Genomic DNA, 23468 nt, shown 5'->3' on the forward strand with positions numbered 1-23468 from the left:
TAGGATAACTGCTTCCTATTATTCTGGCTTATTAGGAATATTTTGGTTTGGAACATAGTCAGATTTATAATCTGTATAGTTCACTTCCGTTACCATCCCTGCTGAAGCATGATGTAGGTCGTGACAGTGGAACATCCACTCACCGGGATTGTCTGCTACAAAGGCTACTTCATATTCTTCTCCTGGTTTTAAGTTCAATGTATCTTTTACAATTGGAGAACCTTTTATCGGTTTTCCATCTTTACTCAACACCTGAAAGAAGTGCCCGTGTAAATGCATTGGGTGATCATCCATTTTAGAACGATTTACCAACTTCACTTTTACTAAATCACCCTTTTTTACTTGAATTGGGTCAATATCCGGAAATACCTTTCCGTTAATTGTATATACCATTTCATTTCCATTCATTTGCGTATTTAAGTCCATATTATATGTGGCAGTATACTCTTGATTTAACGTGAAACCACCTAATTTTTTAGTACCATATTTCATTATATCTACTTTCGGTAATTTTTCTTTTTCGTCTGCTTTATCTTTCATCTCTTTGCTGCCATCATATTCAATAACAGCTTTCATTCCTTTTGCACCTTTATTTTTCGAATGGTCTTCAACATACCATTTCCCAGTTTTATTAGCAGTAAATTCAATATCATAACGTTCGCCCGGTGCGATTGAAATTACTTTATCCTTTATAACTTTTGGATCGTTTATTGGTTGACCATCTGTCGCAATTACTTTTATATCATGACCGTGAACATGTATATCATGTGATAGATAACCAGCATTAACGAGTCGAAAACGAACTTTATCTCCCTTATTCACTTTCAATGGCACTACTAAATCACCGCTTTTTCCATTAATTGTGAATAAATCATACATACTCATATCATGACCTTCCATCTTCATATTTCCATGGTCCATTCCTGTCATATTACTAGAGTCTTTTTGATCACTGTCCATGTCCATACCGGAATGATCCATGCCGTTCTTATCGTCATTCTTTTTCGTATTTTCATCACCTTTAGATTTATTACCTATTTGCCCTTTTGTCATTTCTTTTAACTGCTTTTTAATTTCTTCTTTATCTGTAACCCATTCATCCAACATTAATGTGTAATCTTTATCATATTTTTCCTTTGCATCTTCTACAATGAGCGCTCCATACAAACCTCTATCTAATTGATTTACAGAATCTTGATGCGAGTGATACCAGTACGTTCCTGGTACGTTCGCTTCAAATTCGTAAGTGAAACTTTTTCCTGGTTCAACTGCATCTTGTGTCACGCCTGGAATTCCATCCATGTTATTTGGGACAGGATATCCATGCCAATGAATAGATACTGGTACAGATAATTCATTTTTTAATGTCACTTTCACCTTTTCACCTTTTTTCACCCGAATTTCTGGACCAGGAGATGAGCCATTAAATGTCCAGACTGGAACAATAACACCGTTACTTAATTTTTGCTTTTCTTCTTTCGCTATTAAAGTAACTTCTGGTCCTTTTTCAACCTTCAATGGTGTTGTAGCTGTTTCAGTCTGTATTGTTTTTTTATCATTCATATTTTTATGATCATTTGTTGTATTTGTCGTCACAGAACAGGCAGCAATTAAAAATATTACATAGACTGTAACGGCTGCTAATACAAATCGCTTCATGGAAAATCCCCCCTTTTTCTTTTTCAAAATCATTATAGAAGTTGATTTTCAAGAAAATAAGGAGATGTAATTAGATCTTACGTAAGCTAATTGGAAGATTACTAAAAGCGGAGACATTACAAGAGGCGAATATTTTAGAAATACAAAATGCTTTCCTTGTAGCGACTATATTAGCCGTTCTCGTATTTGTTTTGACGTTATTTCTTAAGAAACAATAACACTGCTATTATTAAATAAGAAAAATGTAGCTAAAATGCTCTTCACAAAAGAACTTACATTTTTGTATAATAAGAACTAATGTTCCTTACAAGAAGACAATAGACTCAAATTACACAAATATATCAAATAGAAGAGGATTGATATACGATGAAAATTGATAGACCAAAAATTTCACCAGAGTTATCTTCAAAGAATTTTCAAGATATTTTTTATGAAGAAGATCCAACATTAGAAGTGTGTGAAATTATAGACTCCACTTTCGAAAATGAATCTGTAGATAGAGTGCGATTGTATGATGCAGTGATAAAGAATTGTAAATTCACTAATACAGACTTTAGCAATATCGATATTACAGATGTTTGTTTTGAAAACTGCGATTTATCAAATGTTAATTTAAGCAATTCTTCTGTTCATAGAGTCGAATTTAAAAACAGTAAATTAATCGGGGTTAATTTTGCAGAATCTAGCTTAGGAAATGTTAAATTTGAGAATTCAATTTTGAATTTAGCAGCATTTGGGAATTCTAAACTAGAAAAAATTATATTTAATGAAACTTCATTAAATAATGCAGATTTTTTTGACTGTAAACTTAAAAAAGTTGAATTCCAATTATGTAGTCTTGATGAAGCTAATTTTGATCAGACATCACTGAAGGGGATAGATATTAGTTCTTCTACCTTTGATACACTTACAGTTTCAGTGAACGATTTAAGAGGATGTAAAGTATCAACATATCAAGCTGTTCAGTTTGCAACTTTATTAGGATTAATAATTAAAGATTAGTATTTCGAAGATAAAAAGAACCCTATCCCGAATCCTGGATTTTTTAATTGTCCACGATTCGAGATAAAGTTCAAATAAATTAGTGATGACTTTTTTATTATTTAACTACAGCTTGGTTTCCTTTTACATGTTCATTATTTACACTCATAAATTCTTCAATTTCTTCAACTTCTCTAATGATATCTTTTGATAAGTTTTCATACCCGTCTTTCGTTACAAGAATATCATCTTCTATTCGAATACCAATCGACTCTTCCTCAATATAAAGACCAGGTTCAATTGTTATAACCATACCTTCTTCTAACACTCTATCTTTATATGTTCCTACATCATGTGTATCTAAACCAAGGAAATGGCTGACACCATGATAATAGTATTTTGATAACTCTTCATCTTCTTGAATTAAACCAATTGCTTTACACTCTTCTGCCAGTACCTTTTTTGTATGCTCATTTAATGCAGCGAACTTTAATCCTGGCTTAATAATCTCTGTTGTTTCTTTTAATGCTTTTAATACAATATTATAAATTTGTTTTTGGCGACTAGAGAATGTTCCATTTGCCGGGAATGTATAACTAATATCAGCGTTATAGTAGTCTTTTTGAGCGCCTAAATCTAGCAATACTAAATCACCATTTTGAATTTGTGCATCATTATCTTCATAATGAAGAACTGTAGCATTTTTCCCACTCGCCAAAATTGTATTGAATGCATGGTGCTTAATGCCAGATGATTTCAGTGTAAAATCAAATTGTGCTTCTAATTCATACTCCATCATGCCTGCTTTTGCATGCTTAAGTACGTTGTAAATACCGTCTTTCGTTATAGCAATCGCTTCTTTAATAATTTCAATTTCTTCTTCTGTTTTAAATACTCGTAATTCACAAATGTTCGGATATACATTACCAATTGTTACGTGTGGGAATTTTTCTCTTACATGTTTAGCAAATGCTAATGTTTTTGTCTCCATACCATTCCACTCACGACTTTCTATATCTAAATATAGATGCTTCGCATTTTCTGTAAAAAGTATATTTGACATTGTCTTTTCAAAGCTATCTAAATATACAACTTTCTTTATACCTGAAATTCCCTCTGCTTCTTCGCTAGAAACTGTTTTCCCAACCCATTTTTCCATTACTGGATCTGATTTTCCAATGAAAAGTGTCTCTTCTACACTATTCCCAAACTTTTTCAGCATAAAAATAACATTTGGTTCACCGATTCCCGTTAAGTAGTAAAAATTACGATTCGGTACAAATTTATAATGTGCATCGGCTGACATATGAGGTGCTTGTCCAGCAAATAAAATCGTAATGGATTCCTCTGGTAATGTGTTTGCTAATCGTTCTCTATTTTGAGCAAAAAATGTTGATTTCATAATAATCCCCCTAGCGTTTTATGTATAATTGTGAAACTAATTATTCAATACACTTCATTTTATTATTGTTATAATTTTTCGTCAATTTTTAACTAAATTTTAGATAGTATTGACACAGACAACTAAACAAGTTACAATAACTATAAATTAGTAAGTTACTAATTTAAATTTAAATAAGAGGTGAACAAAATGCAAAACATTTTATTCCGTATTAACGAATTGTCAAAAAAAGAAAAAGCAACTGGATTAACAGTTGATGAAAAACAAGAACAACAAATGTTGCGTCAAAACTATACACAAACATTTCGTGGAAGCTTAGATTCCATTTTATTAAACACAAAAATTGTTGATTCGAATGGTCTTAACGTTACACCAGCCGCATTACAAGATGCTCAAATACGTTTAAAATTAAGCAAATGAGTTCCGCGCTAAAGAATTTTAATAAAACATAAACAGAGCTGGATTTCCTATATAGAAATTCCAGCTCTGTTTATTGTCTTTTCTAATTTAGTAAACGAGCGATACATCGCAATTCTCCACGACACAATCATCGCAAATGCAAGTAAGAAAAACATTCCGCTTAACTCTGCCAAATCAATTGATTGGCTTAAATATGACTTTAATGCCACGCGTACAGCTAATAAGCCTACTAAAATGAATATGAATGCTTTTGACGGTTTCATAAATATATGTTCGCCTTTTATTTCGAACTTAGTTGTTTTAATAAGAAAAATAGAGAAAATAAGCCCTATACTAATTGCCTCGACTATTTCTAACGATGTTAATCGAAACTCTGGTAAAAAGTACATCATCGCGCCTGTACTCATAAAAATTGGCGGCAATATAATTTTCTTTTTCGTTACCGGCTTTTTCGCTGCTTTAAAACGTAGAAACATTACCCCAACAGCCATACAAACTGCTACGACACTTGATAAAAGTGCTATCATACTTTCCACTCCTATCTATTTAAATGACTTTTTTAACAAAACCATAAACCAAATGAGCCCTACACTTATAATAACGTGACCTACCCCAGCCATATGGCTTAAACCGTTAAAGTCAGTTCCGTTTACTTGTAATAGACCTCTAAATAGCATTGTTGCAATATTAAAAATTAATCCTACATTATAAACAATAAACCATGCACGAAAGCTCTTTGTTTCTTGTACATGAAACACTTTACATAAAGCGAAAGCAATTAAAAAAAATAAGAAACCAAGCACTAGTACATGTGTATGTACTAATTGCAACATTGTGGATCCTTTAATTCCTTGTGCTTTCGAATACTCTCTTGCAAATACTCCTGATAATAAACCGATAATTAAGTAAATGAATGATGCATTATATAAATTCTTCATTTTATTCCTCCTATTGTAAACTTTCCATATTCGCTACAATCATTTTACGGAAAGTTTATGAACGGAATATGAATAAAATATTACATCCTATTTTCAAATAAAAAACCATTTTGTTTATATTGGTTTACCCATTTCAAAATTACGGTGTCTCTTATATCAATAGCTTTACTAATTTCTCGGTAACTTTCATTTCCGTTCAAATAACGTTGAACGATGTATATTTTTTCATCAGTTGTGAATTTAACCATAGAAAAACTGCACCTCCAATTGTTAGACTGTGTCTAACAATTGGAGGTGCAGTTTTTAATGGTGGGATGCTCTTTTATAATTTATTCATTATTGATTATTTTCCATCCTGTAAGTTTCTAGTTTAATTTAAACCATTGCTTCAGTTTCTATAATTACTAAAATTACCCTTTTCTCATAACCGTCTAATATTCCTAGAATTTCCGGGATTTTTGAGTTCATGCGGTTAAGCCCTCTCAATTATTTTAGAACTTAACTAATCTCAGTTTGCAACTCCATTCCAAACATCGACATCATTATCATCTAAAATGGCTTTGATTTTATCTTTCTCAAAAACTACCAGATATTCATAAGGTAAGGCTAAAACTTGAATAATTGAAGGTCTAATTTTTAGTAGCTGATATGCGTAATATGCTTCTAATTCACCGTCAGTTTCTTCTGTTTCATCGACAGGACCGATATACCAACCAGAATCACCTTTATCACAATCCCTAGCTCTTTGTAAATAAACCTCATCTAGTTGTAACACATTTTTTGAAGTCACTATTTTATCGCTAAACTTTATTGTTTCACCGTCAATATTTAACTGACGTAAACAATGTACTTGTTCTAATTGCACCCATAAAGCAATTGTTAGATCATCTGTAGTATCCTTAAATGGATTTTTTGTATAATCTGGGGCAATAATGTGATACCCATCTTCACGTTTGGATAGAACAAAAATAGACCAACCAACTTGCATAGAAAATCTATCAACTAATTTATTATCTTCTACTTTAGTTAGCAAATACAATAACTTTTCTATCTGGGGGCCTAAATGTTCTTCTGCTGTAGCTATTATCTTTTTACCACCTATATTTTTAACTATTGTTTTCAATGGGTTGTAACCTCTCTTTTATTGATTTTTTCAAAGCTTCTCTAGCCACTGCTTCACGTTCTAACATTTCTAGTCTTATAATTTCCGGAACCTTACCGTATTTAGGGTGCCCCGGCCATGTACTCCAATCTTTTGCATTCTTAGAAGCATTTGTTGGTAGGGTGTTTTTTAGAGTACGAAAGGTAATTCAATTATAAAAATAGCCTATCATCTTTTAATATTAATTGGGAATTTATATTGTACTTACACTACATTAATATTTAATTTTTAAAATTTCACATGTGGTAAAATAATAAATTGATGAAAAAGGGGACGAAATATCAGTAAATAATTCACCGCAATATAAAGTAAAAAAACTGCCCCTCCAATTGTTATGCGTTTCTAACAACTGGAGGGGCAGTTCACTTTTCAACTTATTTTAGATTTTCTATTGTGAAAGCACCTGGAAGTAATTGCTCAACAGTCACTTCTTTTTCATCACCTTTTACATTCGTTAGTAATACAGGCATTTTCGGATCACAGAATTCAACAATTACTTGTCTACACGCACCACATGGTGAAATCGGTCCATCAGTTTCTCCTGTAATAACTAAGTAACTAAAATCGCGCTCACCTTCTGATACTGCTTTAAATATTGCTGTTCTTTCTGCACAGTTACATAAACCGTAAGAAGCATTTTCTATATTACAACCAGTATAGATTTTCCCTTCTTTCGTAACTAACGCTGCGCCAACAGGAAATTTAGAATACGGAATATACGCTTTCGATAACATCTTGTTTGCTTCTTCAATATATTTTTTCTTATCCATATTATTTCCCCCTCAAAGTAAATGAAATAATGATTAGTCAGTAATAACTGTATGAACTAATTTAGGAGCCACTGCTGTTTCAGCGATAGAGATGTTCTCATAAATTTTTGCTTTTACATCTTCTACATTTTCACGATTTGCGTAGATTGTTACGAACGGCTCGCCTTCTTTTACTGCATCGCCAACTTTTTTGCGTAACATTAAACCTACTGCTAAATCAATTTCATCTTCTTTTGTTGCGCGGCCAGCACCAAGTAACATAGCTGCGATACCGATTTCATCTGCAACAATGTTAGAAATAACACCTGAAGTTTTTGCAGGTACATCAATTACATACTTCGCTTGTGGCATTTTTTCTGGATTGTCTACAATTGAGCTATCTCCGCCTTGATTGCTTAAGAACTCTTTAAATTTCTCAGTTGCTTTTCCGTTTTTCATCACTTCAATTAGCATTTCACGAGCTTCTTCTAACGTATTTGCTTTTTTCGCAAGTACGACCATTTGACTTCCTAATACAAGTACTAATTCTGTTAAATCTTCTGGACCTTCACCTTTTAACGTATCAATTGCTTCTTTCACTTCTAGAGCATTACCAATCGCAAATCCAAGAGGTTGTGACATATCTGAAATAACTGCCATTGTTTGACGTCCTACATTATTTCCGATACGTACCATTGCATGTGCTAATTCTTTTGCATCTTCTTCTGTTTTCATAAATGCACCAGCACCTGTTTTTACATCAAGTACGATTGCGTCAGCACCAGCTGCAATTTTTTTACTCATAATTGAACTTGCGATTAAAGGAATTGAGTTAACAGTTCCTGTTACGTCGCGTAATGCATAAATCTTTTTATCTGCAGGTGTTAAGTTTCCTGTTTGTCCAATAACAGCTACTTTGTCACGGTTTACAATATCAATGAATTGTTCTTTCGTAATTTCAACGTGGAATCCTTCTACCGCTTCTAATTTATCAATTGTTCCGCCTGTATGCCCTAAACCACGACCAGACATTTTTGCTACTGGTACGTCTAAAGCAGCAACTAATGGTCCTAATACTAAAGTTGTTGTATCACCAACACCGCCAGTTGAATGTTTGTCTACTTTAATTCCTTCAATTGCTGATAAGTCGATCGTTTCTCCAGACTCAACCATCGCCATCGTTAAATCTGCACGTTCGCGATCTGTCATATCTTTAAAGAAGATTGCCATTGCAAGTGCACTCACTTGATAATCAGGAATACTTCCGTCTGTATATCCATTAATAAAGAATTTGATTTCTTCAGTCGTTAATTCTTTGCCGTCACGTTTTTTCGCGATAATATCTACCATTCTCATTACAATCACCATTCCTTTTTATATTATATGAATCTATTAAAATAATAAGCCAACGATTGTTGCTGATAAGAAACTTACTAACGTTGCACCGAATAGTAATTTCAAACCAAATCTTGCGACTACATTCCCTTGCTTTTCATTTAAGCTCTTAACTGCACCTGCAATAATTCCAATTGAAGAGAAGTTTGCAAATGAAACTAAGAATACAGATATAATTGCTGTCGTTCTATCTGAGAAATTAAAGTTTCCTTGTGCTAAATCTGTCATTGCGACAAATTCATTTGATACTAATTTTGTTGCCATAATATTTCCGGCATTAACTGCTTCATGCCAAGGTACACCCATAATAAATGCAAATGGTGCAAATGCATAACCAAGAATTTCTTGGAATGAAATACCGATTACACCTTTAAATACTGCATTAATGAATGCGATAAGAGCAACGAAACCGACTAACATAGCTGCTACTGTAATCGCAACTTTAAATCCATCAATAATGTATTCCCCTAATACTTCAAAGAAGGTCTTTTTCTCTTCTTCTTGTACTTCTAACATATCTTCTTCCTCAGTAACTTCATACGGGTTAATGATAGAAGCGATGATGAAGCCACCGAATAAGTTAAGCACTAAAGCGGTTACAACATATTGTGGTTTTAATAACACCATATATGATCCAACGATAGACATAGAAACTGTAGACATTGCCGATGCACATAATGTATACATTCTTTTCTCTGGCAATAACCCTAGTTGTTTCTTAACTGATATAAATACTTCAGATTGTCCTAAAATCGCAGAAGCAACAGCATTATATGATTCTAGTTTCCCCATTCCATTTACTTTACTTAATGCTAGACCGATAGATTTCACAATAATAGGTAATACTTTAATATGTTGCAAAATACCGATTAAGGCTGATATAAATACGATTGGCATTAATACACTTAAAAAGAACGAAAACTCTTTTTGATTTACTAATCCACCAAATACGAAATTCACACCGTCAGCGGCATATTTTAATAACTCTCCAAAACCATCTGCTATTCCGCTAATTAATATATTCCCTATACTTGTATTTAATAATAGAAACCCCAAAATGAATTGTAATATAACCATCGTTATGATTGGACGATATTTGACTTTCTTTCTATCATTACTAGCAAGCCAAGCGATACCTAAAATCAATACGAGGCCAAAAACACCGATTAAGTATTTCATAAGCCGTTTCCTCCCATTCGTATCCGCTTACATTTTCTTTAATTGTTAAAGCAATAGATATACTTTAAACGTATATCTATTGCTTTAACCTTTTATCGATTAGTAGTTATCTGTAGCACCTTTTGCATCATTTAATACGATTGCAACACTAGCACTTGCTCCAACGCGAGAAGCTCCAGCAGCTACCATTTTATCTGCATCTTCACGTGTACGAACACCGCCAGATGCTTTTACACCAACGTTTGGTCCTACTGTTTTACGCATTAATGCGATATCTTCAGCAGTTGCTCCGCCAGTTGAGAATCCAGTTGAAGTTTTTACGAAGTCAGCACCAGCTTTTACTGATAATTCACAAGCGCGTACTTTTTCTTCATCTGTTAATAGACAAGTTTCAATGATTACTTTTACAAGAGCTTTTCCTTTTGCTGCTTGTACTACTTCATAAATATCTTTTTCAACAAGTTCGTTGTCGCCATCTTTTAAAGCGCCTACGTTGATTACCATATCAACTTCAGTTGCACCTTTTGCGATAGCATCTTTTGTTTCAAATGCTTTTGTTTCAGTAGTGCTTGCTCCTAATGGGAAACCGATTACAGTACAAACGTCTACATCATGTCCAGCTAGTTCATCAGCCGCTAATTTTACCCATGTTGGGTTAATACAAACAGAAGCGAATTTATATTCCTTTGCTTCTTCGATTACTTTCATAACATCTTCTTTAGTAGTATTAGCTTTTAAAATTGTATGGTCAATTAACTTTGCAATGTTCATTATCTTCACTCCTCATATCTTTTAACAACTTCATTCTAACTCTTAGTTGAACAAATGTAAATACACTTTTGAAATTTTGTTCATTCTTTTTTAAAAGGAATTTTCTTGTAGTAAATAAAGCGCATTCTAACTAAGAAACAATTCCTATTTAAAATCAAAACTTTTATATTAACAATGGTAGTATGTATCTCCATATCCATAATTATTTTTAAAAAGGCAATTTGTGTTCAAAAAAACACCTATCATTCATACATAACAAAATAAAAGGCGTTCTCAAAATTAACATTTTGAGAACGCCTTTTATTTCTAATCTTTTTGATAATGTAACAATTCTTTTGCTGTATGCTGATCGATAATTAATACATTTGCATACCCGCCACGTAACGCACCATCAATTGCTTTTATTTTTCTATTACCACCTGCAACTAAAATAGAGCGTTTCTTTAATTTCAGTTCCTCTAACTCAATTCCAATGGTCCGCTTATTAATTTCTTCACTACTAATATTTCCGTCTCCATCAAAGAAACGTGAACAAATGTCACCGACCGATTGTTTTTTGAGTAAACTTGTTTCCTCCTTATCGAAATAACCTAATCGGAATAATAGCGCTTCATCTCGCACTGTTCCTACAGTAAAAATTGCAATATTCGCTTGCTTCCCCATTTCGATAATGTGATGAATATGTCGATCCTGCTCTACTAATTCTTTTGTCACTGCATTATCAAATATAACTGGAAGAGGTAGATTTCTTGGCGTCGTTTGAAAAGCATCTGCAAATAAAGCTATCGTCTCATTCGCATATGTATTTACACTCGAGTGACTAATGCCACCTTTTAGCTGGACAACCTCTATCCCTTTTACATGTTGCGGTACGATTTTTCTAGCGATTTCATACATTGTCATTCCCCAGCTTACACCAACGATATCACCATTTTTAACCGTCTTTTCCATATACTCAGCTGCATATTTACTAATATACTCTGTAATCGTTGCATATTCTGGCACTGGAGAAAACACAACATGTGCCTCTAACAAGTTGTACTTTTCTTTTAGTAAATTCCCAACGTTATCTAAATCCGCAAATGGATCGGCGATGCTAATTTGAACAAACCCTTTTTCTTTCGCGTACTTTAACAATCTAGAAATCGTCGGTCTTGAAATATTTAATTTGTTAGCAATTTCTTGCTGACTATAATCTGATTGATAATATAATCTTGCAACTTCAACGCTTAATTGTTGTTTATCTTTTTCCATAGTAACTCATTACAAATCCCTTCCTGTATTTCCCTTTCGTTACAAGCATTATACAGCTTTATGCAAAAAAATTCGACTACCGAATTTTATCTAACTGAACTTATATTCCACTTATTATATACAATGAAACCGTTCAATAAGAAACATAAACCATCGTCTAAAAACTATTCAAATACCCCTTATAAACAGAAGATACTGGTTATAAGGGGTATGTATTCAATTTAATTTTATAAAAATTGGATGAAAACAATGCAAGTTCCCACTTATTTAGAATAAGTGAAAAGATGATGTTTTATTTGTTCAATAAAATAATGATGGTGTATATTATCGTTAGATACTCGACTTGCCATAATAGCCCCCTCCATTGAAGATGCAAGAAAGGAAGCAAGTGATATAACCTCTATATCTTCTTTAAGTTCTTGTTTCTCTATTCCTTCTTTTATGAGAGAAGCCATTAACATTACTGTATCATCATAACCTTTTGCTGCTGCTTTTTGTAATTCTGGAAATACTCCAGTACTTTCAATTGCGCTATTAAGTAATGGACAGCCTCCAGCAATAGGAGGATTATTAGCTGCATCTTGATATACAAGGAAAATTGCAAGGATTTTATCGATTGCTGTCTTTTTATTTTCCATTGCTTTATGAAAATGACTCCACATAATCTCACCACTTTTGTCGTAGGCAGCAAGGACAATTTCTTCTTTACTTTTGAATCTACGATAAATAGATCCTTTAGGTAGTTCAGTAGCTGTCATTATATCCTGGATGGATGTGCGAGTTATCCCATTAGTATTAAATAAATATAAAGATGTTTCAATAATTTTTTCTTTAACCTTATCAACTTTAGTCATGCTTTGTAATCCTCCTAATAAAAACGAGCTTAATATTCCAGGTGATATTTACCATCTATTTTCTTGAATTTTTTTGTAAGTATAAAGAAGTTTGAAGCGAAAATATCTTATCAACCCCTATATTATGTGAACCTCAAACAATACAGTTTGAAAAGAGATTAATCAAATTGTATTATCTATATCATTCAAATGAATTTTCTGTCAAAATTAACATGACCAATTATTTAATTCAGTCATGTTATACAACTAATTTCACCTAACTTCGTAGTAGGTGTAAAAATATATAGTTAAATTTAACGTATAGACATATGATTATTATATATAATTTTGATTAATATGTTTAGCTAAAGTGTTTGAACTATCCCCACTTTCACTTCATTCTATAAAAGGGTAATCATTAATGATTACTGGAATTAAATTGTACCAAAGAAACTGAGATATAAATATATTTGCTTTTTTTCCATTTGGATTTTGTTAATACTTTATAAAAAGGGTTTAAAAAACTAGAAACTTATAGTATCATTAGGTTCCGGACCGAACCGTCCGGTTTATAATCTTATATAAATATATTTAGAAGGAGAACGTTATGCAGAGAGAAAAATCAAAAATTATAGGTAATTTAATTATGGGGGCAATACAGTGAACTTTATAAAAATGAATAAAAAAGAAATCATTATGCTCATAATCTTTACAATGTTTGTACCATTTCAAATTGGCTTGTACATATTATTTGGCATATCACTTTTAGCTAATGTCAATTTAGTTGAATCAGAATTTGTTCTTAGTGCCATCGGTTTTACTGTACCTGCTATTGTAGGAATCATTTTCTTTAGGAAAGAAATTATTGAAAGTTTTACTTATTTTAAAGAGAAGACAATTTTGAAAATAGTAAGTATTCCTATGGTAGTTTTATTTACGGTAATTGTGGAACAGTGTGTTATGCGTTTTCTAGCAACTGGTCAACCAGAGAACCAAGAGCAGCTCCTTGAAACGGGTGCGGAGGTACCTCTTGTATTTACATTGCTTGTATTTGGTATTCTGGGTCCAATACTTGAAGAAATTGTGTTTCGTCACATATTAATAAATCGTTTTTCTTACCATATTGGTACTGCTATTGCATCTATCATTTCGATTATGATTTTTACACTTCTTCATACGAACCAACTTTCGGATATTGCTATTTATTTACCTGGATCGTTGATACTTACTGCGGCTTATCTTATTTCTAAAAGATCCATTGCATATGTTATAGCGATACACATGTTAAACAATTGCCTTGGTTTCATTCTGTAAGAAACTAGACTTGTTTCTGGTGCCAAAAATACTTTTTCTATGGCATAAGAAAGCTAATCAAAAATTATAAGATATTAGGAGAGTGTCAGTCATGATTGTAACAACAACTTCTGGAATTCAAGGTAAAGAGATTATTGAGTATATTGATATTGTAAATGGTGAAGCTATTATGGGTGCAAATATTGTCCGCGATGTATTCGCTTCCGTTCGTGATGTTGTCGGTGGCCGTGTTGGTGCTTATGAAAGTAAGCTAAAAGACGCTCGTGATATTGCAATGGGCGAAATGAAAGAACTTGCAAAAGAAAAAGGTGCGAACGCTATCGTTGGTATTGACGTAGATTACGAAGTTGTTCGTGATGGAATGTTAATGGTTGCTGTCAGTGGTACAGCTGTACGTATATAAGTAAATAAAAAAACGGTTCCCCTTGGAATTTATACTTTGAGGGGAAATCCTGGTTCTGTTGCAGATTTTAAAGAATAATAAGAGATGTTGATAAATCATTGTACGTCGAAAAACACAGTTTGAGTGTAAACTGTGTTTTTTTATATAGAGGCCCCATCCCATCACTATCAAGCTAAAATTTTTTAGTGCCTCTAGAACGAAATTTTGTATTAACTTGTAACAAAAAGTTCATTTTTATTTTGTTGATAATTCAGAATATTTCGGTTGATAGGTATGTGGCGGTACCCTGATACGGTACAAATTTTTTATAAACGGTTGTAAGATTCTACGTTTTTGACCATTCTGTACAACGATAACTTTGGTTTATTAATTTCGCCTGTAATCTGGTAGCCTATCCTCTGATACAATTTAATGGCAAGTTGATTCTCTTTCTTTACCGTCAGAGAGCATTTGGCAAAGCCTTGCAGGGAAGCTTGTTCCTCGGCAAACTTAAGTAGTCTGGTACCTATCCCTAGTCCTCGACTTTCGGGCAATAAGGCAATTGTTCCGATGTGAAACTCGTCATCTTCTCCCTCCTTCAAGGTAAACATGGAATAAAGCATTTTGATATTCAAAATGTTATAAATAACAAAACCCAGCTTTCGGAATGAAAGCAGCTGTTTAAAAGTGGACCAGGCAAGACGGTTTAAAACGGGTATGGGATAGCAAGTAATCATCCCTAAAGTTTTCCCGTCCATTTGAGCTTCATAAGCGTATTGATGACTAAAACGGTTGTTCTCCTGCCGCCAGAGCTTACAAAATGTCCCTTCGACTGTGTTCTTCTCCTCAGATCCTGCAAGTGGAAACGCCATGTATTCCAATGCCATTACATTTAACTGGGCGCCGACCATGGATTGATGAACAGCCTTTACAATAGAGATTTGATTCATTTCCCAGTCCTCCTTTTCGCTTTCTGTATTATTGATATTAATTATCATGGATTTGAATCAGTTCACTTACCTCTCAAATCATCCTTAGCTTTAAAACCATAATAAAATGTATTTAAAACAAGCTCTGCAGCAGATTTTTTAGCCACATTTCCTTCATGTACCTGTTCCCAAGTATGGAAAAGCAGAGCATAAAGCGTATTCAAAATCCATTCGCTGCTAACCGTTTGCTGAAAATAACCTCTTTGTTGTAACAGCTCAATAACGCGTCGTAAGGGTTCCCTCAGCTTCTCTTCTGCTTTACCTAATTCTTTGTTGTTAAATACAGATGCATCATGACCTAGAAAATAGATTTTGTCACCTAAAGGGATTAACGCTTCAATGAGTTCCGGGATATAGTTTTCGCTTCTTTCCTCATCCAGTGGAATCTGGTTTACAGTATCACTTACCAGTTGTATAGCCCGATGGCCTAAGAACAGCATCAATTTCTCCCTGCTTTCGACGTAGCGATGGAGTGTAGCAATTCCAATTCCCGCATATTCCGCAATTTCATTCATCGAAGCAGTAGGATTTTCAACAAGCAATATAGTAGCCGAATCAAGAATTGCATTAAATCTCGCTTCCTTCAACGCTGACAAGTCTTTCTTCATCGTCAATCTCTCCCTTTTTCTGTATAAATTCGTCATTTTTGATAGAAAAATATATCATTTGATATTATAATAAACAATCTCAAATAAAGTGTCCAGATGCTGAATGTAGCTTTTCAAAAAGAATTATATTACTGAAACTGATAGTACTTTGAATGTTTCATTTTTAGCATTTCATTATTTAGATAACGATGAAGAAATTAAATTATTTAATGTAATAAATACAAGAACCAAAGGAAATGGTTCGAATCGCTTTCTTAGTAGAGAAATTGATTACCTTATCTAGGTTTTTTAAACTATTTTTCATGACGCATTAATACTTATAGTAATTTTTCTACTTTTATTAAATCCGGTTGCACTTCATTTAATTACTGAATGTTTTATAATGAAGCTTCTTTCTGCATAAAGTTATCGGTTTACTTTAAAATTCACTTCCGGGTATTTGGTCATCAGCCTTTTAAGGGTTGAGCCGTCATCCTTCTGTTTTACATACTGGTCAAAAAATGCCAGGCTGAATTCGTTGATAATACGATGAACTTCCTTTGGATTTTCACCTGGGCTCTGCAACAGAGGGGAGAACAAATGTAAATCAGTGAGGCTTGTATGATCCGTATGAGGTATGACCATTGACATACCACCACCAGCTAACCCACGTCCATATCGCTCCCTCACTTCATAGGGATCTGCTTCATCAGGCTCTTCTGCACTCATGAGTAGAAATGGTTTTCCAATTCCACTTTCAGGAAAGATTTCTCCATACAATGTACCATCCATATTGATAGCTGCTTTGACACGAGAATCTTTTGCAAGTATTTGTGCTGCGGTAGCTCCACCGTAAGAGTGACCAAACATTCCAATTCGCGAAGTATCCATTCTTCCTGTAAAGAAGCCGGTCTCATCGTTTTGATTAAGTTTCTCTATCTGATTAAGGACAAAGCTGACATCTTCCTCCCATAATTTTATGTGGCTATCCCCTTCATCAGTTAAATTGATGGGCTGTACGTAAGCAGTTCGACCATCTGGAAAGACGGTAGCTGCAGCATCAAAGGTATGATCGATACTTAGAACAATATATCCTTGACTAGCCAACTCCTCAACTTGAAACGTGTTTTGATTACGAAAACCATTAAAACCATGAGAGAAAAGTAATATGGGATAATGATTCTCTGAATCTGAGAGTTGTAAATCCATAAACGAATGAGATTTTACCAATTCCATGTGGCTGAATGCAAATGCAGGAATGGACAATGTTTTTTCCAATCCCTTGGAAAGCTCATTTATGTTACGAATATAAGGTTCTGGATCCCCCTTACTTTTTTCAGCTGTAGGATACCAAATTTGCACCATCAGTTCGCGCCGATCGGTTGGATTTTTCGAATATGGTTCATTTCTCTGATGATCAATCCAATGATATACCTTCGTACCGATCCTATGTGGGCCGGTTGGTTCTTCAAATGAAAATACTGGCATAAGTAAGGGTAGCGCCACTGCTACAGACAAATAGATACATAGCAACGAGGTCTTAACTATGAATATCCCCCAACTTCTACAGCCCTTTTTCCGCCCAGTTAATAAATAGCATAAAATTAAGATAACTGGGGATACATATGCCGGAATCATCTGCCACCTAAAACCTTCTGCCAATAACTGAACTGTAACCATTACAACGGCAATCAAAGTAGCTAATTTAGACCACTTTTTCGTTTCTCTGCCTATTAACAGTATCCAACTCAATAGACTAAAATTCACTACTATCAAAACAACTTCCCAGAAATTCATTGGCCTATCTCCTTTGAATGTATTTTACTTCTAATTAAAGAGGTAGTTTTCAGCCTAAGCAAAAGCAGATGAACCCCCTATATAGTTGCACCAATTATGCTTAGTAACCGTTTCATCCACTCTACTCCTTTCTTCAAATTAAAAACTTAAAATGCCCAGCTACCTTTACGGAAAATTGGTTCTACAGTTCCATCTGGTAGAATACCGTCGATGTCCATCTCACTGCTGCCAATCATAAAATCCTCATGTGTTACTGAAATATTTGCACCTAACGTTTCAAGCTGATCGTTTTCTAAATCTCTTCCATCCTCTAAGCAAGTTGGATAAGCTTTACCAATCGCTAAATGGTTCGATGCATTTTCATCAAACAATGTATTAAAATATAAAATTCCCGATGCTGAAATTGGTGATTCATTTGGTACAAGTGCTATCTCACCTAAATAGCACGAGCCTTCATCCACATTAATAAGCTCCTGTAATAAATCATGTCCTACCTGTGCTTCAGCTTTAACAATTTTTCCTTCTTCAAATGTCAGTTTAAAGCCGTCGATAATATTCCCTTGATAAACTAATGGTTTTGTATTGCTTACATAGCCATTTACACCTTGTTTCATCGGTAACGTATAAACCTCTTCGGTCGGCATATTAGCCATAAAGATAGTATCATCAGGAGTTTTACCACCTCCAGTAATCCATTTATGCTGTGGTGCTAATGCAATTGTTAAATCAGTACCTGGCGCTGTATAGTGAAGCTTTATATATTTTTTATTGTTCAGTAGGACCGCACGAGATTCTAAATTTTTTACATGTTCACGCCATTTTTCAATAGCACTGCCTTCACCAATACGAACAGCTTTAAAAATAGCCTCCCATAATGCTGGTACTTGATCCTCAGCTGCTAAATCCGGGAACACCTTCGATGCCCACTTTGGTGAAGGAACTGCTACCATAGACCAAGCTACTGAATCCTTCATTACGGCGTTGCGATTGTTGCTCAGAGCAGCTCCTGCTACCTTTTGATAGGTAGCTAGACGATTAGATGAAATACCTGTAAATTTATCAGGATCTGTAGCATCTATCATTAATAATGCTCCTTTACATTCGATCAGCTCATCATTCATTTTGACTATCCACTCTGGGAAGCGATTAAATTCTTCATCTGAGGCATAATCAAAGTAAGCACGTTCCATTTCTTCATCCGAGAAATTAACATGAACACGCCCTGCCCCAGCCTTATAAGCCTCTTTCACAACTATACGGGCGAAATCCAATGCATCCACTGATGTATTGACTAATAAGTATTGCCCTGGTTGAATATTCACACCGATTTTCACCGTAAGTTCTGCATATGCTTGTAATTTTTCTTCAAAAGTCATATTATTTACCTCACTTTTATCAAATTGGTTTTGAATTCCCATCACTAACTTGCTTTCATACCATACTTTCTGAACAGGTTTTCTCAGAATTTTTCTTGCCTATTTTTTATGTTTTTCATCAAGACATGATAACAACTAATGGCTTTTTTCTACTACTCATATATTTAATTTCTAAACTTTGATTCAATTAATATTGGTTTGTTTTTTAAAAAAATCTAATCAAAGGGCATCAAACACTACATAAAGTTATAGAGTTCTTTATTGTGAAAGCTCACTCATTTCTTCCCAATCTTTTCAATGTGGTTGCACCTAAAGGCTTACCATCAATGGGGCGTTTAACATTCTCAATCACTCCTTTATCTTTACAAAAGCATTTTTGATAGATAAATATATCATTTGACATAAGATTAAATCATTTTAAACGAATTATCAAGCCGTAAAATTTAATTTTTAAAAAATTCGGTAAAAAACCTATGTGAAAATGGATTCTATCAAAGGGAGCGATAACAAAAAGATTTTTTATACACACATGGATAAAACACATGAAAACTTATATATAAAATTACAAGTTCAACTCTCACAAAAAAACGGAATAAAAATAAACAGCGGAACTAGCCCACTGTTTACTTTGCCACACCTTCATGTAATTTTTCTGTATAATCCTTTACATCTTTCCAGCTATCTTTCGCTGTATGTAAATCTTCTTTTATAAACGTAAACTCTTCCGGACTAATTCCTTTTACGTTTTGTAGTAAATTATTATATTTTGCACCTACTGTATACCATTGGTTTGATATGTTTTGTAGTGCTGTAATTGCTGCATCAATTGTTTCCGTCATGTTTGTTGTTTTATTTTTTACATCAGTCAAAATTACGATTTCTGCTTGTGCTCCTGAAATTCTATCTTTTAAATTAGCTATCTCTCTTTCTGCATTTGCGATATCTTTTTTTGCAACCGCAATCATCGGCCCGCCAGCAAGACATGTTATTAGCGCTACGCAAAGTACGCCACCAGCAATGACCATATCATTACTCTTTTTAATCGAATCGTTATATGTATTTATTTGTTGCTCTAGAGCTGGAATACCAGCATTCGTACTTGCCAATATCGCTGTTAACTGATTTGTATCCTCTTTGAAACTATTTGTATCTTTCGCCATTCTATCGCGAAAACTTTTCAAATTTCCTAATAATCCATCTACCTCATTTTGATTCTTTACAATATCCGCATACAACTTTTCTAAATCCGCTTTTAATTTTCCGCTATCCTTTTGATCAATCGCTATTAACATGTCGTTATAATACGATTGAAAAGTATTATTGTAATTTATAATATTTTGATCCGTTTTCATAATTTGAGGCTTCATATTATTTAACCAATATGCTGCATTAATTTTTGCATCTCTTTGATGCTGAATCATATTCCCTTTAAATTCACTATTAATCGAACTTATTTTACTTAAATCCGTCTCTTGTTGATTTTGAATTAATTTTGCATATGAATCCATTGCAAATATACTCGATGTCGTTTGTGCCATTACATCTTGGAATCCAGCTGGTCCAAGAGAATAGTTTTTCACATTTTCTTGTAGTACCTTTACATTTTGTTCTGCTGCAAAAGGATGTAAAGGAGATACGTTACTCGTTGCCACCCCAGCAATCATTACCGCTAAAAGACATTTTTTATAAAATCTTTTCTGCATACTTTTCACCTATTTTCTTTATAAGAGTATAAAAAGCTCCTGCTCACAACTGAACAGGAGCTTCAAATCATTCATCAACACTTAACGCTCTAACGATTCGTATTCAATTATGCTTTTTTCGTATCTACTACTTTAATATCTTCAGCATAAATCTTTTCTGCATAGTCTTTAATATTTTTCCAGCTATCTTTCGCAATGTTTAAATCTTCTTTAATGAAAACAAGGTCGTTTGGACTAATTGAATCCACATTTTGAAGTAAAGAATTATATTTTGATCCCATTGTGTACCATTGGTTTGAAATATTTTGTAACGCTGTAATTGCAGTATCAATTGTATTTGTTAAATACTCTGTTTGTGTTTTAATGTTCGTTAATCCAGCTACTTCTAATTGCGCAGTTGTAACTTGTCCTGTTATCTTTTGAATTTCTGCTTGTGCATTATCAAGCTCTTTCTTCGCTAATACGATTCCAGCTGTACCACCGCCTACAGCTGCTGCACCACCTGCAATTAATGCTACTCCTAGCGGTGTTCCTGCGCCCGTAGCAATAACTACTGCACCACCGATAATTGCAATTGGTCCTAGAGCTGTCGCAACAGATGAACCGATAATAATTGCATTATATTTACTAATTGCTTCATTGTACGTTGTAATTTGATTTTGTAATAGCGGAATTCCTGCATCTTGACTAGCTAATATAGATGTAATTTGATTTGCATCACCCTTGAAGTTTTGCGTATCCGAAGTCATTTTATTTCGGAATTTCTTCAAGTCTTCTACTAACTGATCCACTTGTGCTTTATTTTCATTAATACTACTTGATAATCTAGTTAAGCCTTTCGTAAGAGTCGCTTTATCCTTTGCATCAACTGCAGCAACTAAAGTATCATAATAGTTTTGGAATTTCGTATTGTAGTTAATGATATTTTGATTCGTTGAAATAAGCTGTGGTTTTAATACATCTAACCATTGCTTCGCATTTCCTCTAGCTGTATCTTGGTGCTGAATTACTTTCCCTTTTAAAGCCGCATCAACAGACGATACATTTCCAAAGTTAACATTACCTTGTTTAATAATTGTTAAAGCGTACAGATCCATTACTAAAGCATTTGAACCTGTTCTTTCCATTGCATCTTTTAGGCCTTCTGGTCCTAATGAATATTCTTCATAGTCATTATAAGCTTTTGCTACCGCATGAACTGGAGCTTGTTTCACTGTACTTTCAGCTGCATACGTATGAGCCGGCATAATATTTCCTGCTGCAAATACTGCCATAAGTGCTGATAGAGCCATTACTTTATAAGGTTTTTTTGTCATTTTTCTTCTCTCCCTATATCGCTAATTATTTTTCTGTTTAATGTACTTCAACGTTTGTAACGTAATCTTCAAATTGATTTGTTTGCTTATTCATTTCATCACTTACTTTTTTAATTTGATTGAAATGTTTTTGAAGTAAACTACTGTCTGTATACGTGCCTTCTTCGACATTTGTTTGAATTTGAATCATATTATTATTTAAAACTTTCCAATCCGTTAATAACGTTTCTAAAGTTGTAATTTGACGATCAATTAATTCTGTAAAGCTATTTACTTGATCTTCAACGAATGTAATTTGAGTCGCCTCTGCTTCAGTTTGTGATAACTTTTGAATAAGTGGCAATAACTCCTTTTGCTTTTGTTGAATGCGAAGAGCTGCTTCCCTCGTTTGACTATCTGCAGCATTTACAATTTCATTACTTAAAGTACCGATAGAAACAAAATCGATTGTTTTCGTTTGTGCAGTTTGATTTGTGATTGTAAATACTTGTTTACCAATATTAATAGAACCTTTAATGATTTCTTGAGGTCTATTCAAAATAGTAGTTAATTCAGCTTGAATTTCACCTTGAATTCTTTTAATATCTTCTCTTAATTTCACAATATCTCCACTTGATCCTTGCAGTGTTTTTATTGCTTCATCGGCTTTAATTGATAAGTTGTTACTATCTTTGTCTAATACTGTTTTAAATCGATTTAACTCTAATAAATCTTGCTCCATACTCTCTTGGATGCTTTGTACTTGCAATTGTAATTTTCCATATGCACTCATAAAATCTGCTTTTGCTTGCTGATCTTCATTTACGTTTCCTGCTAATTCATAGAGCTTACTATAATAGCTATTAAATCTAGTGCTGTATCTCATCATCTCTTGATTTAAGTCAATTAGCTTCGGATTATATTCATCAATCCATTCTCGTACATTCGCCTTTGCAAACTTTTGATGATTCGTTAAGCTACTCATCGCATTTACCTTAATATCTGGCTGTTGTAAAATAATTAATCCATATGCTTGAATAAGCGGTGATTGTGATCCTAACATTCTAATTGAATTGGATAATGTATTTGGAGCAATTACATTTTGTGCATATACTGTTTTCACTTCCGTTTGCCCCTCCTTAGCGTAAGCGCTTACAGGAATGAAGCAACTCGTAGATACTGCTGTAACCAATAACCCTGTAATTAAAGTCTTTTTCACTTTAACTCCTCCTATGTATTAGCAACTATTACTATCGCATTTTATTATTCTATTTTCTTACCT

The 23468-nt window shown here is 33.7% G+C and carries 22 protein-coding genes and 1 pseudogene; 4 read left to right on the forward strand and 19 right to left on the reverse strand.

The window, feature by feature from the left end:
- Positions 1–18: 18 nt before the first annotated feature.
- Positions 19–1659, reverse strand: coding sequence for a multicopper oxidase family protein (locus MHI28_RS07635; RefSeq protein WP_000819879.1), 1641 nt, complete (start codon positions 1657–1659; stop codon positions 19–21).
- A gap of 366 nt (positions 1660–2025) precedes the next feature.
- On the opposite strand from MHI28_RS07635, the gene MHI28_RS07640 reads away from it, so the two are divergent.
- The gene (locus MHI28_RS07640) at positions 2026–2661 is read left to right on the forward strand and encodes a pentapeptide repeat-containing protein (protein WP_000687268.1); all 636 of its coding nucleotides are present in this window, start codon (positions 2026–2028) and stop codon (positions 2659–2661) included.
- 97 nt (positions 2662–2758) lie between these two features.
- Here the strand turns inward: MHI28_RS07640 and MHI28_RS07645 are convergent, their stop codons facing one another.
- Positions 2759–4042, reverse strand: a complete 1284-nt coding sequence (locus MHI28_RS07645; RefSeq protein ID WP_340827739.1) for an aminopeptidase P family protein — start codon at positions 4040–4042, stop codon at positions 2759–2761.
- A 189-nt stretch (positions 4043–4231) separates the two neighbouring features.
- Between MHI28_RS07645 and MHI28_RS07650 the strand changes: the two genes are divergently transcribed.
- Positions 4232–4462 carry a DUF896 domain-containing protein gene (locus MHI28_RS07650; RefSeq protein ID WP_001179615.1) on the forward strand — a complete coding sequence of 77 codons (231 nt, stop codon included), beginning with the start codon at positions 4232–4234 and terminating at the stop codon, positions 4460–4462.
- Between the two features lie 47 nt (positions 4463–4509).
- Here MHI28_RS07650 and MHI28_RS07655 read toward each other — a convergent pair whose 3' ends face one another.
- The 10 genes and pseudogenes from MHI28_RS07655 to MHI28_RS07700 all read right to left on the reverse strand — a co-directional run bounded on the left by MHI28_RS07655 (position 4510) and on the right by MHI28_RS07700 (position 12764).
- On the reverse strand, positions 4510–4989 hold the full coding sequence (locus MHI28_RS07655; RefSeq protein ID WP_000561074.1) for a CcdC family protein: 480 nt from the start codon (positions 4987–4989) through the stop codon (positions 4510–4512).
- A gap of 15 nt (positions 4990–5004) precedes the next feature.
- On the reverse strand, positions 5005–5400 hold the full coding sequence (locus MHI28_RS07660; protein WP_000794056.1) for a DUF2871 domain-containing protein: 396 nt from the start codon (positions 5398–5400) through the stop codon (positions 5005–5007).
- Positions 5401–5504: 104 nt separating this feature from the next.
- Positions 5505–5648: pseudogene (locus MHI28_RS07665) on the reverse strand (transposase); the annotation flags it as partial.
- 260 nt (positions 5649–5908) lie between these two features.
- Positions 5909–6523 (reverse strand): immunity protein Imm33 domain-containing protein, encoded by a 615-nt coding sequence (locus MHI28_RS07670; RefSeq protein ID WP_000849723.1) that lies wholly within the window; start codon positions 6521–6523, stop codon positions 5909–5911.
- A 413-nt stretch (positions 6524–6936) separates the two neighbouring features.
- Positions 6937–7332: a cytidine deaminase gene (locus tag MHI28_RS07675; RefSeq protein WP_000358540.1), complete on the reverse strand. Its 396-nt coding sequence runs from the start codon at positions 7330–7332 to the stop codon at positions 6937–6939.
- A 33-nt stretch (positions 7333–7365) separates the two neighbouring features.
- Complete coding sequence (locus MHI28_RS07680) at positions 7366–8667, reverse strand: pyrimidine-nucleoside phosphorylase (RefSeq protein WP_001983022.1); 1302 nt, start codon at positions 8665–8667, stop codon at positions 7366–7368.
- Between the two features lie 36 nt (positions 8668–8703).
- A complete protein-coding gene (locus MHI28_RS07685) occupies positions 8704–9885 on the reverse strand; it encodes a NupC/NupG family nucleoside CNT transporter (protein WP_000876177.1) in 1182 nt (393 codons plus the stop codon).
- A gap of 99 nt (positions 9886–9984) precedes the next feature.
- On the reverse strand, positions 9985–10656 hold the full coding sequence (gene deoC / locus MHI28_RS07690; protein ID WP_001017441.1) for a deoxyribose-phosphate aldolase: 672 nt from the start codon (positions 10654–10656) through the stop codon (positions 9985–9987).
- 306 nt (positions 10657–10962) lie between these two features.
- Positions 10963–11910, reverse strand: coding sequence for a sugar-binding transcriptional regulator (locus tag MHI28_RS07695; protein ID WP_000409779.1), 948 nt, complete (start codon positions 11908–11910; stop codon positions 10963–10965).
- 263 nt (positions 11911–12173) lie between these two features.
- The gene (locus MHI28_RS07700) at positions 12174–12764 is read right to left on the reverse strand and encodes a TetR/AcrR family transcriptional regulator (RefSeq protein ID WP_000169651.1); all 591 of its coding nucleotides are present in this window, start codon (positions 12762–12764) and stop codon (positions 12174–12176) included.
- A gap of 639 nt (positions 12765–13403) precedes the next feature.
- On the opposite strand from MHI28_RS07700, the gene MHI28_RS07705 reads away from it, so the two are divergent.
- A complete protein-coding gene (locus MHI28_RS07705) occupies positions 13404–14057 on the forward strand; it encodes a CPBP family intramembrane glutamic endopeptidase (RefSeq protein ID WP_001009305.1) in 654 nt (217 codons plus the stop codon).
- 91 nt (positions 14058–14148) lie between these two features.
- Positions 14149–14460, forward strand: a complete 312-nt coding sequence (locus MHI28_RS07710; protein WP_000637518.1) for a heavy metal-binding domain-containing protein — start codon at positions 14149–14151, stop codon at positions 14458–14460.
- Positions 14461–14765: 305 nt separating this feature from the next.
- Here the strand turns inward: MHI28_RS07710 and MHI28_RS07715 are convergent, their stop codons facing one another.
- From MHI28_RS07715 to nheA, 7 genes are all read right to left on the reverse strand, one after another.
- Positions 14766–15389, reverse strand: coding sequence for a GNAT family N-acetyltransferase (locus MHI28_RS07715; RefSeq protein WP_001071938.1), 624 nt, complete (start codon positions 15387–15389; stop codon positions 14766–14768).
- Between the two features lie 62 nt (positions 15390–15451).
- Entirely contained in the window at positions 15452–16036 is a 585-nt protein-coding gene (locus MHI28_RS07720) for a TetR/AcrR family transcriptional regulator (protein WP_000710982.1), read from the reverse strand.
- A gap of 405 nt (positions 16037–16441) precedes the next feature.
- Positions 16442–17812, reverse strand: a complete 1371-nt coding sequence (locus tag MHI28_RS07725; RefSeq protein ID WP_001012300.1) for an alpha/beta hydrolase family protein — start codon at positions 17810–17812, stop codon at positions 16442–16444.
- A gap of 146 nt (positions 17813–17958) precedes the next feature.
- On the reverse strand, positions 17959–19188 hold the full coding sequence (locus tag MHI28_RS07730; protein ID WP_000141970.1) for an aminopeptidase: 1230 nt from the start codon (positions 19186–19188) through the stop codon (positions 17959–17961).
- Between the two features lie 623 nt (positions 19189–19811).
- Positions 19812–20891 carry a non-hemolytic enterotoxin NHE subunit C gene (gene nheC / locus MHI28_RS07735; RefSeq protein WP_001172000.1) on the reverse strand — a complete coding sequence of 360 codons (1080 nt, stop codon included), beginning with the start codon at positions 20889–20891 and terminating at the stop codon, positions 19812–19814.
- 107 nt (positions 20892–20998) lie between these two features.
- Entirely contained in the window at positions 20999–22207 is a 1209-nt protein-coding gene (gene nheB, locus MHI28_RS07740; protein ID WP_000162968.1) for a non-hemolytic enterotoxin NHE subunit B, read from the reverse strand.
- 37 nt (positions 22208–22244) lie between these two features.
- Complete coding sequence (nheA, locus tag MHI28_RS07745; RefSeq protein ID WP_000751828.1) at positions 22245–23405, reverse strand: non-hemolytic enterotoxin NHE subunit A; 1161 nt, start codon at positions 23403–23405, stop codon at positions 22245–22247.
- Positions 23406–23468: the final 63 nt, after the last annotated feature.

The organism is Bacillus sp. FSL K6-0268 (assembly GCF_038005425.1).
Classification (GTDB): domain Bacteria; phylum Bacillota; class Bacilli; order Bacillales; family Bacillaceae_G; genus Bacillus_A; species Bacillus_A thuringiensis_S.

Excerpts from the sequence above, each read along its gene's own strand:
- MHI28_RS07680 (WP_001983022.1), bottom strand. The coding sequence starts at position 8,667 with ATGAGAATGGTAGATATTATCGCGAAAAAACGTGACGGCAAAGAATTA.
- MHI28_RS07660 (WP_000794056.1), bottom strand. The coding sequence starts at position 5,400 with ATGAAGAATTTATATAATGCATCATTCATTTACTTAATTATCGGTTTA.
- MHI28_RS07700 (WP_000169651.1), bottom strand. The coding sequence starts at position 12,764 with ATGACTAAAGTTGATAAGGTTAAAGAAAAAATTATTGAAACATCTTTA.
- deoC (WP_001017441.1), bottom strand. The coding sequence starts at position 10,656 with ATGAACATTGCAAAGTTAATTGACCATACAATTTTAAAAGCTAATACT.
- MHI28_RS07715 (WP_001071938.1), bottom strand. The coding sequence starts at position 15,389 with ATGAATCAAATCTCTATTGTAAAGGCTGTTCATCAATCCATGGTCGGC.
- MHI28_RS07655 (WP_000561074.1), bottom strand. The coding sequence starts at position 4,989 with ATGATAGCACTTTTATCAAGTGTCGTAGCAGTTTGTATGGCTGTTGGG.
- MHI28_RS07645 (WP_340827739.1), bottom strand. The coding sequence starts at position 4,042 with ATGAAATCAACATTTTTTGCTCAAAATAGAGAACGATTAGCAAACACA.
- MHI28_RS07685 (WP_000876177.1), bottom strand. The coding sequence starts at position 9,885 with ATGAAATACTTAATCGGTGTTTTTGGCCTCGTATTGATTTTAGGTATC.
- nheC (WP_001172000.1), bottom strand. The coding sequence starts at position 20,891 with ATGCAGAAAAGATTTTATAAAAAATGTCTTTTAGCGGTAATGATTGCT.
- MHI28_RS07720 (WP_000710982.1), bottom strand. The coding sequence starts at position 16,036 with ATGAAGAAAGACTTGTCAGCGTTGAAGGAAGCGAGATTTAATGCAATT.
- MHI28_RS07635 (WP_000819879.1), bottom strand. The coding sequence starts at position 1,659 with ATGAAGCGATTTGTATTAGCAGCCGTTACAGTCTATGTAATATTTTTA.
- nheB (WP_000162968.1), bottom strand. The coding sequence starts at position 22,207 with ATGACAAAAAAACCTTATAAAGTAATGGCTCTATCAGCACTTATGGCA.
- MHI28_RS07730 (WP_000141970.1), bottom strand. The coding sequence starts at position 19,188 with ATGACTTTTGAAGAAAAATTACAAGCATATGCAGAACTTACGGTGAAA.
- MHI28_RS07725 (WP_001012300.1), bottom strand. The coding sequence starts at position 17,812 with ATGAATTTCTGGGAAGTTGTTTTGATAGTAGTGAATTTTAGTCTATTG.
- MHI28_RS07695 (WP_000409779.1), bottom strand. The coding sequence starts at position 11,910 with ATGGAAAAAGATAAACAACAATTAAGCGTTGAAGTTGCAAGATTATAT.
- MHI28_RS07650 (WP_001179615.1), top strand. The coding sequence starts at position 4,232 with ATGCAAAACATTTTATTCCGTATTAACGAATTGTCAAAAAAAGAAAAA.
- MHI28_RS07710 (WP_000637518.1), top strand. The coding sequence starts at position 14,149 with ATGATTGTAACAACAACTTCTGGAATTCAAGGTAAAGAGATTATTGAG.
- MHI28_RS07675 (WP_000358540.1), bottom strand. The coding sequence starts at position 7,332 with ATGGATAAGAAAAAATATATTGAAGAAGCAAACAAGATGTTATCGAAA.
- MHI28_RS07640 (WP_000687268.1), top strand. The coding sequence starts at position 2,026 with ATGAAAATTGATAGACCAAAAATTTCACCAGAGTTATCTTCAAAGAAT.